This window comes from Bradyrhizobium sp. ma5 (assembly GCF_042258955.1).
In the GTDB taxonomy this organism is placed as follows: domain Bacteria; phylum Pseudomonadota; class Alphaproteobacteria; order Rhizobiales; family Xanthobacteraceae; genus Bradyrhizobium.
This window is the reverse complement of record NZ_CP170156.1, coordinates 2,099,598-2,114,048: the sequence shown is the minus strand read 5'-3', so window position 1 is coordinate 2,114,048 and position 14,451 is coordinate 2,099,598. Positions and strand designations below refer to the sequence as shown.

Sequence of the window (14,451 nt, the reverse complement as noted above, 5' to 3'; positions counted from 1 at the left end):
TCCGCGACAACGACACCAAGGAGGCCTCATGAGGCACGGCACGTGGCCGGCGAAGCTTGCTTTCTGGTAGCTGCCATTTCGCTGAGAACGACGCCTTCGATCAAGGTACGCGGCACCGCGAGACTCCTCCGACCCAAGTGAAGCAAGGTCGTCGTTCGCAATGTCATGGTGGCGAGGAAAGCCGAGGCTCCGCTCAGTCGTCGCCAACATCTCGCCGAGCCAGCGCGCGCCGCTCGCATGATGCACAAAGCAAGATACAACGAGATCATGCTCGCGTCTGCCAGTGACGAGGTTTGGCAAGGCTAAGTGGATCTCGCTGGATCGAGGGATCTCCTGCTGTAGGGCGTCCCCTTCGCCCTCTGACGCAAACAATTGGGAGCCCGCTCTGGGCCAATCAGAGCGAAGTGCAGTCCATTCATGGCCAGCAGACACGGACCGAAGTACACTATGCATGACTACATTCTCGCGACGACATCGCCTCGGATAGACTCGGCTGCACCGGCCCTTTCTTTCAACTTTCGACCAACCGGGAAGCGATCTGGGCTTGCCATCGCACTTTCGCTAGCCGCTTGTCTGGCCGGCAATTCCGTGCTGGCACAAGCCGCTAACGAACTTGATCCCAAGAGCGGCACTGCGGATCGGGCCAACAAGCGAAGAATTCAAAGGGCTTCCGATCCGGCCACAAAGGTCCGGATCGGCATGATCAGTCAGGCAATCCGCTCTCGTCCTTGGGCGCCAGCAGTAAGTCCCGGCATGTCCCTCGAGAAGCGCGACAGTGCGGATAGGGCTGCTGAGGCGAGAACGCAAAAGACGATCGAGCCCTTCGCGAGGTACGAAAATCTGCGTGAAAAAGGGTTGTGGCTCAACATACCCGGCCCTGCCGACACGATTGATCAGGACAAGCACGGCATCAGATCCGCGCTGGCAGACGTCGGCATCGGCTATATCGGCTGGACACATAACACCCTTGCAAACAACCAGCTGCCGAATGCAGCCAGAAGCAGTATCGCCAACCAGCTCTATATGGGCCAGAATCCGACGTTTGCTACGGCGAACTTCATGATCGTCACCTACGATCTCAGCCGGTTTGGCATCCCCGATGGCCAGATTGTCGTGGGAGCCGAGCAGCAATACTGGACATGGAAGCGCCCGGGGCCAGATCGAGTGGGACTGAATATGCTCGCCTACTACCAAACTTTCTTCGACAGGAAACTCGAACTCAAACTAGGTTATCTCAGAAATCAAAACGAGTTCACCGGCACATTGTTCGGAGGGATCTCAGGATCAAACATGTTTGCCTTGTTCCAAGCGGGCATGAGCACCAATCCCACGCCCACGCCCGCGGTTAACCTGAAGTACAATCTTGATGATCGTTTGTACAACAAAGTCTCTGTGCAGCGCTCGATCAGTCCAGATGGTCCCTATGCGCAGATAACCGAGAATCCATCCGGCTTGAACTGGAGCACGGCCAACGCGGGCATTCTTTTCGTTGATGAACTCGGCTACAAGAGCAAGGCTGCTGCCGGCGTACCCGACACGTGGCTGCGGGCGGGCGTCGGCTTCAACAGCAGTCACTACAAGAATTTGGCGGATCCAGATCAGCAAAGGGAGAGCGGGAATAATTTTCATTACATCGCAGCTGACAGGCAGCTCTGCCAGAGTGACGTTGAGGGGGCGCCATCTCGCGGCATCTATGGCGGATTCTCTATCATGGGAGCTCCGCCGGACCTGAACAGGATCAGCCGGTATTACGAGTTTCGTCTTTATGCGAAGGGACCTTTTGATAGTCGGCCCAGTGATCTGATCGCTCTCGTTGCCACCAACACGGCCTGGAGCAAGTTTGCAGTGGATGCTGCCTTGGCCAAAGGGCAGCTTGCGCATCGCGATACCACAGCAATCACGGGAACATATACTGCGCATCTCGCGCCTGGGATATATGCAAGCATCGGTTTGTCATACATTCATAACCCGACGAGCGTCACGCGCACGCCCCAAACGGAACATGCGCTCAATCTGCTGGTGTCCACGTTGATATTCTTCTGACTCATCGAGAATGTTCACCAATTCGGCCCGGAACTCCCGCTTCTGTGAATTGCCTGCCGATCGCGGCGACGATTGGCGCGACCGGTCGCGCAGCGATGTCCGCGGCGCAAGCTGGAACCACCGCGACGGACGTCACAATGCTAGCAGTCACAACAGACTGGTTCTTTATTCGAGCTTCAGTCGTTTGGACGACCACGGCTGCGCGGCGGCGTAGCAGCCCGAACGCCTATTCACTGCAATGTGCATGCGACATTCAGCTCGCAGGAATCACCTTGAATTTCAACGAGCGTCAGGATGCAGACTCGCATGGTCATTCATCACAATTGAAGACATGCGAGGTCTTGATGCGGCGATGGGACTGCGCATCAAGGCCAGAAGTGGAGTCAAGTGTGGTCAAAGCAAGCGCGACGACAAGATCACCGGCTGGAAAGCCGACCATCCTCGCTCCAGATGATGATCCCCTATCTGTGGTTGGAACAGGTCGAAGGCGCGCGGGCGCTGAAATTTGTCGAGCAACAGAATGGCAAGACGCTTCAGGTGCTTGGCGGAGCAGCATTCGAGTGGGATCGGGACGCGCTGGCGTCGATTTACGATAGAGCGGACAAGATCCCCTCTGTCAGCCCGTGCGGCGGTTATCTCTACAATCTGTGGAAGGACGCCGACAATCCACGCGGCCTCTGGCGACGAACCCGCACGCCGAACCCGTCATGGGACGTTCTGCTCGACATCGATCAAGTCGCCGCCAGCGAAGGCGGAGACTGGCTTCTGACGAGAGCAGCCTTCCTGCCACGGAATTGGACAGGCGATTTTAGCGTTGTCGCGCGGCGGCAGCGACGCCGTCACCCTGCGCGAGTTAGATACGGGCGTGAAGACCTTGTCCGCGATGGCTTCGGCCTGCCGGAAGCGAAGAGCGACGTTGAATGGCTCGATCCGGATACGCTGGTGCTGACGAGCTCTTATGGGTCGGGCATGGCGACCACTTGCGGCTATGCGCGCACGGTACGGCTGTGGTGGCGCGGCACGCGGACCGATCAAGCTCCGGTGATCTTTGAGCTTCCAGCCAATCATGTCATAGCCAAGTGCGGTGACGACCATACCGTCGTGCTAGCACGGATGTGGTTCGTCGATCAGCCGGACACCTTCAACTCCTTGTAGTGGGTTGGCGATGAAAAGGGCGCCACGACAAAGCTCGATCTTCCAAGTACATCCGCCTGCGAGCCCATCGCTACTGGCTTGCGATCAGGCCGCGCAAATCCTGGTCTCTGGGGCAGGGCAGACCTATGCCGCAGATCAGGTGCTCGTTATCTCGTTGGCAGCTTTCCTTGCAGGCAACCGTCCGTTCGAGGTTTTGTTCGGTAGGATGGAGGACTGGCGCGCCGGCAAGCCTTTTGACCGCGCCACGTTTCCCGTCCCCTCCACGTCGCACGCAGCGTGTGGATTTCCCGCACTGCGCGCCCCCATTTGCTTCACGCCAACGCTTATGGGACCTATCCTACTGGGGAAACTTTCGGCCCGTCGCGTCGCACTCTGTAGGCGTTGAACAACCCTAGAGTGTCGTACAGCCACCGCCTATTCCATCGTTCCCAGCCAAAGCCCTATCATTTCTGAGCATGCGCCAGATGGCGCCTGACCTTCTTCTCTGCCCAGTCTTTGATGAAGCTGAAGCACTCGCTGGAATGCCCCACCGCGAAGTAATTCACCCACCCCCGGAGCATCGGATTGATCAAGTTTATTGCCTGTTCAATCGGTTGCGACCGGTGTCGGCGGAACACCTCTTTGAGCGCCCGCACCAGCGCCGTTCGCTTCTTGAGCTTGGGCGTGTAACGCGGCCGCATCGCTCCGCTCAGACCGCGGAGGTAGCGGAACTCAAAACCTGGGAACCCGAAGCACTCACCGCGCTCAAGGTCCACTGTGCGGCTCTTTTCATCATTGATTTCAACCTGCAGCTTGCCGAACTCCTCCCGAAGCCGCTTGTCCACAGCCCTGATCAGCCAGTCATGACGTTTGTAGGCGTCGATCAAGATCACCAAATCGTCAGCGACCCTCGCATATTCGATGTAGGCGTACTTGCCATTTCGCGTGACCTCCCGCGCCCGCTCCAGCATCTTGCCCACCTCATTGAGGTACAGGTTGCTGAGCAAGGGCGAGATGACTCCGCCTTGTGGAACGCCCTTCTTGCCAGAAGCCTTCAACATAACCTTCAGGAGGTGCATGACGTCCGCGTCATCGATCCGTCGCGCCACTTTCGCCAACAAGCGGTCGTGCCGAACATTGTCAAAATAGGCGCGCAGATCAAACTCGAGGACCCGCGTCTTCCGCTGGACTATCGTCTCGGCAACTCGCTTGATCGCATCATGAGCTGTCCGCTTGGGGCGATATCCAAACGATCCCGGTTGGAAGTCCGCCTCGAAGACAGGCTCGAGTATGAGCTTGAGCGCGCCCTGAACCACTCTGTCGCGGATCGCCGGAATCGACAGGACACGGACTTTGCCCTCGTCCTTCGGTATCTCCTGTCTCCGCGCTGGGAGTGGCTGGTAGGTGCACCCGATCAGTTCGTCCCGTAACTGCTCGAGCAGAGCCTTTACGCCTTGCGCCTCGATGGCCTCGAAGGTGACCCCGTCTATTCCCGGTGCGCCATCGTTCTGTTTGGCCATCTCATCCTGATTGGGTTCTTCCGCATATTTGGTGCAGTTTGAGCAGCTGGGGGCGGATAGGTTGAGCGATCGTTCTCAGGCAGCCAGAAGGACGCGTCGACGTAATAGCGGGTAGCTTGCCCGACCATACATTTGTCGTTTGATGGCTTTGATTCTGCTGATCTGGCCTTCGACCGGACTGGTCGTCCAGGAGGTAGTTATTGCCGCTCGGACCGCATCGATGTCGCGCGCGATGTCGTTGGCGAAGCTCTTGAGCTCGCTGTTGCGTGTTTCTGTGATCCATTCATCGAGCTCCGCGATCACGCAATTGCGCTCCAGATCGCAGATGATCGTTCCATGTCACTGGCCACGACGCCAAGCCCAATCGTCGATACCGACGACGGTCGGGGCAACGAAATCCGGCAAGGGAGCCGAGTGAATCATTCGGAGCAAGGTGTCACTGCTGATCGGCATAGCCAGTTTGCGCGACAGGCGCGAGCCAGGCTCACCGCCGACCGCAAAGCCACCAGTTGGCTCTCGCCGGGGCGGGTTGTGCGTCTTGCTTTCGGCCGCACGGTTGCCGGTAGCCGCTCAGTGAATATCCGACGCGGGCATTGCGGATTCGCGCATCGAAACCGTCGCGCGTGAAGCCGAATTTCGACCACCTGACCTTGCCACGGCAGATCGGTTAAGCGTCGCACGTAATGGCTGTGGACGCGACCCGTCTGGCCGCCGCAACAGGGGCAGAGCGAGACCGCTGACTTCGGCCGAGCCACGAGCACCACCCTGTCGGTCTGGGGAAGGATCTGGACAATCGAAAGCTCGGGGGAAACCAGTGAACGGAAGGCATGGAGCAAGGCGTATCACCGGCGTCGAATGCGATTCCGACCTTATGCCCTTATTCGCACCGTCCGTGAATCCTGCACCTTGCACCAAATATGCGGAAGCCCCCCCGATTGTCGCGCTATACTCCTGTGATGAGGATCGGCTCGGTTCGCCCGAGCAACCCTCGGACGCGCAGTGTAGGGCGAGCCACCTCATCGGCAGAGGCGACGATGGATGCTGGTGGCCGTTCCCCGATAAGATGGAAGTACGGGCTCACGACCGGAAGCCGGGCCAAGCATCTGATGGAGAACAGCCATGGAAGAGTATATCGGCCTTGACGTCTCTCTGAAAGAGACGGCGGTATCTATTCGGCGCGGCGGCGAGCGTGTCTGGCGTGGCAAGTGCGTCTCGGATCCACAAGTTGTTGCAGGGCTGATCCGCAAACACGCTCCGTCGGCCAAGCGAGTGGTGTTCGAGAACGGACCGCTGTCCGTCTGGTTCTTTCCTGCCCTCACTGCGGAAGGGCTGCCGGCGATCTGCATTGACGCCCGCCACGCGAAAGCCGCGCTCGACATGGCAGCCAACAAGACCGACGCCAACGATGCCGGTGGGCTCGCGCATTTGGCGGAGGTTGGCTTCTTCGCGAAGTGCGGGTGAAGGGTTTCGACAGCATGCTCTCGCGGACTTTGGTCGCGGCTCGAACGAAGCTCGTGCGAGCGACGCTCGACGTCGCGAACCAAGTCCGCGGGCTCATGAAGACGTTCGGGCTCATCGTGCCACGTGGCATGGGCGGTCAATTCGAGGCGCATGTTTGCGTGTTTCGGCAATTTCCGGACAGCAATTTCGGTAATTCGCGGACAGCGATTTCAGTAATTCCGGGACAGGGATTCCGCTAAATCGCGGACAGTTGCGGGAGGTTGGTTTTCGGGAGCGCCGTTCAGGCAATGTTCTCTCTCAAGCTGTGAGTTTGAGAGGGGCAATGCCGAGACGGAAGCAAGCGAAACGAACCACTGTGAAGGACCTACGATCGATCCTGAGGCTGACGTACGAGCAGGACCTGTCGGTTCGGGAGATCTCGGAACGGCTGCAGATCAGCAAGAGTTCGGTTGCCACCTACCTGCTGCGAGCGCGTGAAGCGGGTTTGAGCTGGCCGCTGCCGCCGATTTACGAGAGCGAGGCGGCCTTGCAGCGAGCCTTGTTCCGGCGGGTCGGGCGGCCCCCGCAGGACTTGAGCGAGCCTGAGTGGCCACGGGTGGCGCAGGAGCTCAAGCGCAAGGGCGTGACGCTGACGCTGCTGTGGCAGGAATACCGGACGGCGCATCCCGACGGCTATGGTTACACGTGGTTCTGCGAGAAGTTTGACGCCTATCGGCGCCGGGCGAACCCGACCTTCCGTCATCGCCACGCGGCGGGTGCAGTGATGCAGACCGACTATGCGGGTCCGACGGTGGAGGTGATCGATCCGCAAACCGGCGAGATCCGTCAGGCGCAGATATTTGTCGCGGTGCTCGGGGCCTCGTCGCTGACCTTCGCTATGGGGAGCTTCGGTCAGCGACTACCAGATTGGATCGAAGGCCAGACCCGGGCCTTGTCGTACTTCGGCGGAGTTCCCAGGGCGATCGTCTGCGACAATCTGAAGGCCGGGGTCGTCAAGGCGTTGTGGTTCGAGCCGACGCTCAACCAAACCTTTGCCGCCATGGCCGAGCACTACGACACGACGATTTTGCCGACCCGCAGCCGCAAGCCGCGCGACAAGGGCAAGGTTGAAGGCGCGGTGCTGATTGTTGAGCGCTGGATTCTGGCACGGCTGCGCCATCGGCGGTTCTTCAACCTGACCGATCTCAATACTGCGATCGCCGGTTTGCTGGAGGAGCTGAACCATCGGCCGATGCGCCATATCGGCAAATCCCGCCGGCAGCTGTTCGAGGAGATCGAGCGCGCTGCGTTGACGCCGTTGCCGGGCGAGCCGTTCGAATACGCCGAATGGAAAACGGCGAAGGTCCACCCCGATTATCACGTCGAAGTCGACAAGACCTTTTACTCGGTGCCGCACCGGCTGATCGGCCGTCGGGTGGACGTCCGGCTCACCTATCGAGCCGTCGAGATCTTCCAGGATCACACGCGTGTTGCCAGCCATGTGCGCCGCTCTCAGCGCAGCGGCCATGTCACCGTGAACGAGCACATGCCCAAGGCCCATCAGCGTTACGCCAATATGACGCCGGCGAGCTTGATCAAGATGGCAGCGCGGATCGGCGTCAACGCCGCCACGCTGGTCGAGCGGATGATGCGTGAGCGCCCGCATCCCGAGCAGGGTTATCGCTCCGCCATGGGGATCATCGCCCTGGCGCGGCGCTACGAGCGCGATCGGCTCGAAGCAGCTTGCGAGCGGGCACTCGTCATCAACGCGATCAGCTACTCCTCGGTGAGCGCGATCCTCAAATCCGGGCTCGACCGCGCGAGCCCTGCTGCCGCCCCCGTCAAAGCCACCCCCTCGCACGCCAACATCCGTGGTGGGGGCTATTATCAATGAAGGAAAGGACCATCGCGATGCTGACCCACCCGACCCTCGACCAGATGCAGGCGCTCGGCCTTGCCGGAATGGCGGCCGCCTACCGGCAATTGGCCGAACAGGACAATGCCGCCGATCTCAGCCGCGACGAGTGGCTCGGCCTGATGCTCGATCGCGAAGCCGCCATGCGCGCCGACCGGCGCCTGACCAATCGGCTGGCCGCAGCCAAGCTGCGCTTCATCGACGCCTGTATCGAAGACGTCGACTTCGCGTCCCGCCGCGGTCTTGACCGGCGCAACACCCTGCAGCTGGCGCAAGGCGCCTGGCTGAAAGCCCATGAGAACTTCATCATCACCGGCCTGACCGGGACTGGCAAAACTTGGCTGGCGTGCGCCTTCGGACGCCAGGCGGCCAGGCTCGATCATTCCGTCCTCTATTTGCGTATGCCGCGCCTGTTCGAAGACCTCGCCATGGCCCGTCTCGATGGTCGCTTCCCGCGCCTCATCGATAAGCTCGCACGTGTCCAGTTGCTCATCCTCGACGATTGGGGCACCCACACCCTCAATGACCAGCAGCGCCTTGATCTCCTCGAAATCTTCGAAGAGCGCTACAGGCGCAAATCGACCTTGATTACCGCTCAGCTGCCCGTTGCCCAATGGCACGACATGATCGGCGAGCCAACCATCGCAGATGCTATCCTCGACCGGATCATCCACAACTCCCACCGTATCGCCCTCGAAGGCGACAGCATGCGAAGGAAAAAAGCTGCGCGCCCCTTGACCGACGTCGAAAACAGCGAAACGAATACCAACTGACTTCAACAACCAGGCAACCAAAAGCCAGCGCCGCCACGCTGTCCGCGATTTAGCGAAACTGCTGTCCGTCAGTTAGCGAAACCGCTGTCCCGTTTTTGCGAAATACGCAGCATGTTCGCTCCCTGCTCGCCGACAATGCCGCTCTCGCCCGAATCATCCTGCCCTTGCTCGAGGCATGGCGAAACCTACGCAGCCAGGCGGCCGAACTGGCCCGGCGGCTCCTCGCGGAGGCACGCCGGAGCCAGCAATGCCAGCTGTTGATGTCGATCCCCGGCGTCGGTGCGATTACCGCCACCGCCTACCTGACCGCCGTCGAGTATCCAGCGAACTTCAAACATTCGCGCTCGGTCGGCGCCTGGCTGGGGCTGACCACGCGACGCTATCAGTCGGGCGAGGTCGACTATGACGGCCATATCTCCCGACGCGAAGATATCCATGTCCGCTCGCTCCTCTATGAAGCCGTGGTGGTAATCCTGACCCGCAGCCACACAGACGGCGATGTGCGCAGCTGGGGCATGAAATTACGCGAGAAGATCGGCTTCAAACGCGCCGCTGTTGCCGTGGCCCGCAAGCTCGCCGTCATCATGCATGCGATGCTACGCTCCGGCGAACTATTCAAAAGTGCGGCAGCTACCGCCTGAAAACGAACTCGAAAGCGCCCATGGCGTGACGAGGCGTCCCTGCCGGGACGTAGGCTGGTCCATTCCGTTAAGACCGTTGCACGACGAGGTTGCTCGGAGTGCGTGACATACATTGGAAGAACTATCCCGCGAAGCGCCATGATGCGGCGGCTCATGCCGACCGCGTAGACGACCATGCTCCCGGCAAACAACGTCCCGTGCAAAAAAACGCTTGCAAATGCCGCTATTAGACGACGGTCTTACCCTATCTCTCAAGCCGGTCTGCATTCTTCACGGACGACGAAAAAGCTTTCGCGGCATGCGGCGCGCTTCACTTACTCGCGCTGACGCCGAGTAGCTGACGGCTGGATCCCAGCATCGAGCGCTGGTGGCCAAGACCAATTCCAAGCTTCAAGGCTTTCTGCCTGGGAGATCCTTCCGACCGCTTCATCAGCTTTGCGATTCTTCCGACCGGCGTTCTTACCTTCGAATGCTGCTTCAGCAACTTGATGTCAGCTGCGGCGTATGGCTTGCCTCATCGACTGCTTCATCCAAACCGAATGCAAAAACTACTTCGATGCCGCGGGATATGCTGCAACCTGATCCGCGATTGCTCTTGCGTTAAGGCGCCTCCGTCACATCATCTCGTCCGACACATAAGAACGGATCAGATCGCCAAGAGCCGCTCCAGCCAGCTCTACCAACCAACCGAAGTCCGCATGGGACGCGCCAGAGTCGTCGGACGCGTCCCACAGCCGTACCGCGGTCAGCCCCTGAGACGGTTTTGCAGTGCCTGCCGATCGACGACGAGGTTGCCAAGGTTCAGGTCTGGCTGACGTCTTGCCGCCAATCGACTAACTAGCGCCCGGGTGCTGTCCACGACAAAGACGCCGCAATCATTACCGTTTCTTTGCTGGCTTATGGGAGCGTCTTGCAGGTTGGCCCCCACCCGCCTTGCGAGCATTGCTGCGGGTCTGTCATTGTATCCCCGAGCGGAGTCGTAGTGATAGGCAACTGGCCTGTCGCGATCGCGGCGGTCCACCAGCAGCAACGACCAATGGCTGCCGCGGAGATGAGGATCCGCGCCGGCATCGTTCACTGGCATGAACAGGAAGTCGGCTGTATCGTTACCATTCCGATCATCGACAATGCGATGGAATGCGCCAAGCGCGTCGACGTTGGTACCCTGGCCCACCTGAAAGGCGATGAGAGGATCCACTAACCGAGTCCGGGCGGCAAGATTTGGATTGCTTTGCTGCAACTCCTGCGCAAGGAGCTCGTAATCCCTCGCGATATGTTCGTCACCCAGCCATTCCGTGGTTCCGAGCACCCGTCCGCTGCGGTCGCCGGCAGAGGCACTCGCAGTCGAAGCGCCGATCCGGGCATCAGGAACCGAGGACGGGCCAGGGTGATGGATCAGCTGCGCGTCGCGGCTTCCTCGCGGCCCCAATGCGATGGAGTAGGTCTCGCCGTTGATAGAGACCGGCTGGGGAGCCATTCGCGAACTCGGCAACAGCATTTTATTGTCCAATACATCGAGCAGCAAGTCCGGCACCGGCTGCGAGCCATGCTGCCAATCCTCGCCGACGAGATATCCGATATCCTCGAGCTCCTGCGGCATGCCTGATGGACTGATGAAGAACGGCGGTCTGCCGGCAGGGCTGAGCACCGGCCTTGACTGGGCATCGTCACGCATTTCCAGCGGTGTGGACGGCAGATCAGCGATAGATCCAAGACCGCGGTAAATTTCTGACGACCGAGCTGGTTCGCTCCGGGCCGGCGGCGCATAATGAGCATCATCAAGCACATCCTGCGGTGTGAACGGCAAATCAGCGATAGATCCAAGACCGCGGTAGATTTCTGACGACCGAGCTGGTTCGCTCCGGGCCGGCGGCGCATAATGAGCATCATCGCGCATATCCTGCGGTGTGAACGGCAAATCAGCGATAGATCCAAGACCGCGGTAGATTTCTGACGATCGAGCTGGTTCGCTCCGGGCCGGCGGCGCATAATGAGCATCATCACGCACATCCTGCGGTGTGAACGGCAAATCAGCGATAGATCCAAGACCGCGGTAGATCTCTGACGACCGAGCAGGCGCGCCTTCCGGACCTGGCCACTCCCTTGGATCAAAGTCGGACGGCACGCGCGGGGACCAGGTCGAGCTCGCCCCAGCCGGTTCCTGCAAGCCGGCCTGCCCAACCGGGCCTAGCACTGGCGGCCACCCACTTTCGGACGGCGGAGTCGGCAAATCTCGCACCCAGGTTGAGGTTGAGTTCGCGTCAGCCCTCTGCTGAGGGAAGGTCACACCCAGCGCCCTGTTTGCCTCGACGATTTGCACATACTGCGCAAGCCTCTTGAAGCCAATGCCAACGTTGCCTTCGGCTTGCGTGAACTCCCGGTAATCTCTGTCCAATGAATCGCGCTGATGCCAATCGCCGTTGATCCGGCTCGCGATGCTCTCCCTGCCCATTGTTCGGAGCCAATCACTGAACTTTCGTTGCCCCGAAGCAGTATTGCGGACGGTCTTGGAAGTCCGGCCGGATCCGAGCTTGCTCAACTCTTCCTCGACCAAGCCATCGATGATGTTGGCGTCGTCGTCATAAGGATGCAGCCCATGCTGGAGTTCATCGCCCTGGGGATGCCGAAGCTTGTTGATACCCAACCCAATGTACGGTTGGCCAATGGCTCGCTTGAACTCCGAAATATCTTTCTGCAGTTGTTTTTTCTGCTGCTCATTGCCGTTGAGTCGACTCGCTATGCTTTCCTTGCCCTCTCTTTGCAGCCACTCACTAAGCTTGCGCTGATTGCTAGCGATCTTGAGGAAAGGCGCCCTCTCTTTGGCAGTCGCGGCCGGTCCAAGCTTACGCAAGGCTTCGTTGGTCGCGTCGTCAATCATGTTGGCGTCGCTCTCATAAGCGCCCAAAGTACGGCGCCCCATCATGCGGGGCCCGGGTCCGAGCGCTTCGAACCCTGCCCCGTCAGGCTGAAGCCTTCGGAGATAATCGAGGGCCGTAAAGAGGCGGCCCTCGGGATCATTCTCGTCGCAGAATGCCATGATGTCTTCGGCTATTTCTTCGGTTCGAAACTGAGCCGTCAGGGATGGCCTCTGGTTGGCCGTGAGCCACTTAGAAAAGCTATTGAGAATCCTCGTATGAGACCTGATAGTTTTGTCGGGCACCTCATGTGCCCTGGCTGCTGCCGCGAACTGGTGAATGAGTAGCGCGTCTCCGGTAGGAGCAGGCGGCTGAGAACGAGGAGCTGGCGCGGGAGGCCGAGGCAACAACTCGCCGGCACGGAACTTCCGAACCGCTTCCAATGCCGCACGCACTCGCTTGACGCCCCCCGCGTTCACAAACTCATCCGCATGGGCGTTCAACTGAACAGGGCTTTCAACCAGACCGGCCAGTGTCAAGTTTTTAGAGTTGAGGAACTCGCTGAATCGGTTCAGTTGCTCCACCATCTTCTGAAGGGTGCTGGAAGCATAACTTCCTGCGGCCGCGCGCACGAACTCAGAAATGAGGGCTGTGTCCTCTTCGGACGCACGGGTGCGCTTATAGGCGAAGATACGAAGCTCTGAATCGACTGCATCCGACGCTGAGCCGCCCAACGGCCTTTCACCGCGACTTCCTCCAAACACTTTGCCAAGCCCCGACTTAACCTGAGAAAGCAGTCCACCGCCCTTTCTATCCTTCGTGCGCGCCGCAGGCTTCGGTTCCGATGACGCTGTGTCGCGCATGCTACCCAGTGCCCTGTTGCGTAAGTCAGCTGGAGAACCTTGCATGGCCGCGTCAAAGTGAGCGCGAGGAATGTCGACACTGTGCCGGATACTGCTGAACCGATTATCCTGCGGGTTGGATTGCGGCGGCATCCGCATCGAGCCGCCGAGGCCAGTGAGCATGGATACTTCCATGGCCCGTTGATTGTCGGGCGAGCTCAGCTCGGCGGACCCCTCCTCCGATGAGCTGAGCTGCAGGTGGCTCAGCTGCTGCTCAAAGCCGGCTTGGTCCGCCGGCACGTCGTGCGATTCCTGCCTCACACGCAGCAGCTCTTGCTGCTCAGCGTACCAATTGTTCCAATAGTTCGGATCGCTATGGTTCATTTCCACAGTACTCTCCCTGATCAGATGATTCCTCGGGCGCACTCTCGACAGTGACACGAGCCTCAGAAAGCCGATGCTAGGCTCGGCAACCAGAAAAGGAGGACAGCCGTCTCACGCACCTCCCAGTTCGCGCATTCCTCACACCAGCCCAGCTGGTACCTGCCGCAGAACAATTCGTTCGCCCTACCCAGCAGGTCAGGCCCGGACGCCAAAGCGCGGCCGTGGGACGATCCCGCTGATCGGAGAGGCTGGGACACTTGCGGGCCCGCACTCACAACAATCTCGAAAGAACAGCGCAAGAGAATGCTTGCGGCATCCGAACGCAACAGCATGCGGGACATCGGATTGAACCTGCCCCGCCGCATCGGTGCCAGGATGATGCCCGGATTGGTCTTGAACTGCACGAACTGCACGTCCTGGTCCAGCTCTTCAATTTGACGCCCCTCGCATTCGGTACGAATCGCTTCGGTTATCCCGCGAAGCTAGCTGCTTGGATGGCGCATCACGTGCCCTCTGTGTGGAAAGTGCAAGCGACAGCCGGCGGTAACAGAGAGTCCCGCGCCGTCGGCTTTCCGCTCGTCTACCCCCGGCCGCTCTAATTCGTTAGCTTGACGGCGCCGCCTGAGCTCCATCAGTAGGGGTATCTTGGTGTGCCGGCTCTCAGCCCCGGCACTGCGGTCTCGAACGATCGACCCATGCTTCCCGCACGTTCTAGGCGAAACGGGAGCGCACTCCCATTTCCCTATCCCCTTCGCGTCCGGCACGCAGGACATGAATATGATAGCCTTCATGCACGTTCCGTTCTTATCGAGACTCTCAGTCGGCCGGTCCTCCGCGGAAAAGAGCGCCCAATCCATGAACCAAGCAAAATAATCGCGGACGAATCTGTCTCGACATGTCTTTC

7 protein-coding genes and 3 pseudogenes are annotated in these 14,451 nt (G+C 59.8%); 6 read left to right on the top strand and 4 right to left on the bottom strand.

Annotated elements, in window-relative coordinates; all coding sequences use genetic code 11:
* The first annotated feature begins 447 nt into the window (after nt 1-447).
* Entirely contained in the window at nt 448-2,043 is a 1,596-nt protein-coding gene (locus ACE103_RS09810; RefSeq protein WP_375779240.1) for a carbohydrate porin, read from the top strand.
* A 453-nt stretch (nt 2,044-2,496) separates the two neighbouring features.
* Nucleotides 2,497-3,198 (top strand): hypothetical protein, encoded by a 702-nt coding sequence (locus tag ACE103_RS09805; RefSeq protein WP_375779239.1) that lies wholly within the window; start codon nt 2,497-2,499, stop codon nt 3,196-3,198.
* A 443-nt stretch (nt 3,199-3,641) separates the two neighbouring features.
* Here ACE103_RS09805 and ltrA read toward each other — a convergent pair whose 3' ends face one another.
* Both ltrA and ACE103_RS09795 read right to left on the bottom strand, forming a co-directional pair.
* Nucleotides 3,642-4,697 carry a group II intron reverse transcriptase/maturase gene (ltrA, locus tag ACE103_RS09800; RefSeq protein WP_375779238.1) on the bottom strand — a complete coding sequence of 352 codons (1,056 nt, stop codon included), beginning with the start codon at nt 4,695-4,697 and terminating at the stop codon, nt 3,642-3,644.
* Between the two features lie 75 nt (nt 4,698-4,772).
* A pseudogene (locus ACE103_RS09795) lies at nt 4,773-5,512 on the bottom strand (transposase family protein).
* A 304-nt stretch (nt 5,513-5,816) separates the two neighbouring features.
* Here ACE103_RS09795 and ACE103_RS09790 point away from each other — a divergent pair.
* The 4 genes and pseudogenes from ACE103_RS09790 to ACE103_RS09775 form a co-directional block, all read left to right on the top strand.
* A pseudogene (locus ACE103_RS09790) lies at nt 5,817-6,376 on the top strand (transposase); the annotation flags it as partial.
* Nucleotides 6,377-6,480: 104 nt separating this feature from the next.
* Nucleotides 6,481-8,031 (top strand): IS21 family transposase, encoded by a 1,551-nt coding sequence (gene istA, locus ACE103_RS09785; protein WP_375781039.1) that lies wholly within the window; start codon nt 6,481-6,483, stop codon nt 8,029-8,031.
* A gap of 17 nt (nt 8,032-8,048) precedes the next feature.
* Nucleotides 8,049-8,825, top strand: coding sequence for an IS21-like element helper ATPase IstB (istB, locus tag ACE103_RS09780; protein ID WP_375781038.1), 777 nt, complete (start codon nt 8,049-8,051; stop codon nt 8,823-8,825).
* Between the two features lie 113 nt (nt 8,826-8,938).
* Nucleotides 8,939-9,466: pseudogene (locus ACE103_RS09775) on the top strand (transposase); the annotation flags it as partial.
* 310 nt (nt 9,467-9,776) lie between these two features.
* Here the strand turns inward: ACE103_RS09775 and ACE103_RS09770 are convergent.
* Complete coding sequence (locus tag ACE103_RS09770) at nt 9,777-9,956, bottom strand: hypothetical protein (protein WP_375781070.1); 180 nt, start codon at nt 9,954-9,956, stop codon at nt 9,777-9,779.
* 255 nt (nt 9,957-10,211) lie between these two features.
* On the bottom strand, nt 10,212-13,547 hold the full coding sequence (locus ACE103_RS09765) for a Ulp1 family isopeptidase (protein ID WP_375779237.1): 3,336 nt from the start codon (nt 13,545-13,547) through the stop codon (nt 10,212-10,214).
* Nucleotides 13,548-14,451 lie beyond the last annotated feature (904 nt).

What these genes read in the sequence shown, in the direction of transcription:
- ACE103_RS09805 (WP_375779239.1), top strand. Translation starts at nt 2,497, where the DNA reads ATGATCCCCTATCTGTGGTTGGAACAGGTCGAAGGCGCGCGGGCGCTG.
- istA (WP_375781039.1), top strand. Translation starts at nt 6,481, where the DNA reads ATGCCGAGACGGAAGCAAGCGAAACGAACCACTGTGAAGGACCTACGA.
- istB (WP_375781038.1), top strand. Translation starts at nt 8,049, where the DNA reads ATGCTGACCCACCCGACCCTCGACCAGATGCAGGCGCTCGGCCTTGCC.
- ACE103_RS09810 (WP_375779240.1), top strand. Translation starts at nt 448, where the DNA reads ATGCATGACTACATTCTCGCGACGACATCGCCTCGGATAGACTCGGCT.
- ACE103_RS09765 (WP_375779237.1), bottom strand. Translation starts at nt 13,547, where the DNA reads ATGAACCATAGCGATCCGAACTATTGGAACAATTGGTACGCTGAGCAG.
- ltrA (WP_375779238.1), bottom strand. Translation starts at nt 4,697, where the DNA reads ATGGCCAAACAGAACGATGGCGCACCGGGAATAGACGGGGTCACCTTC.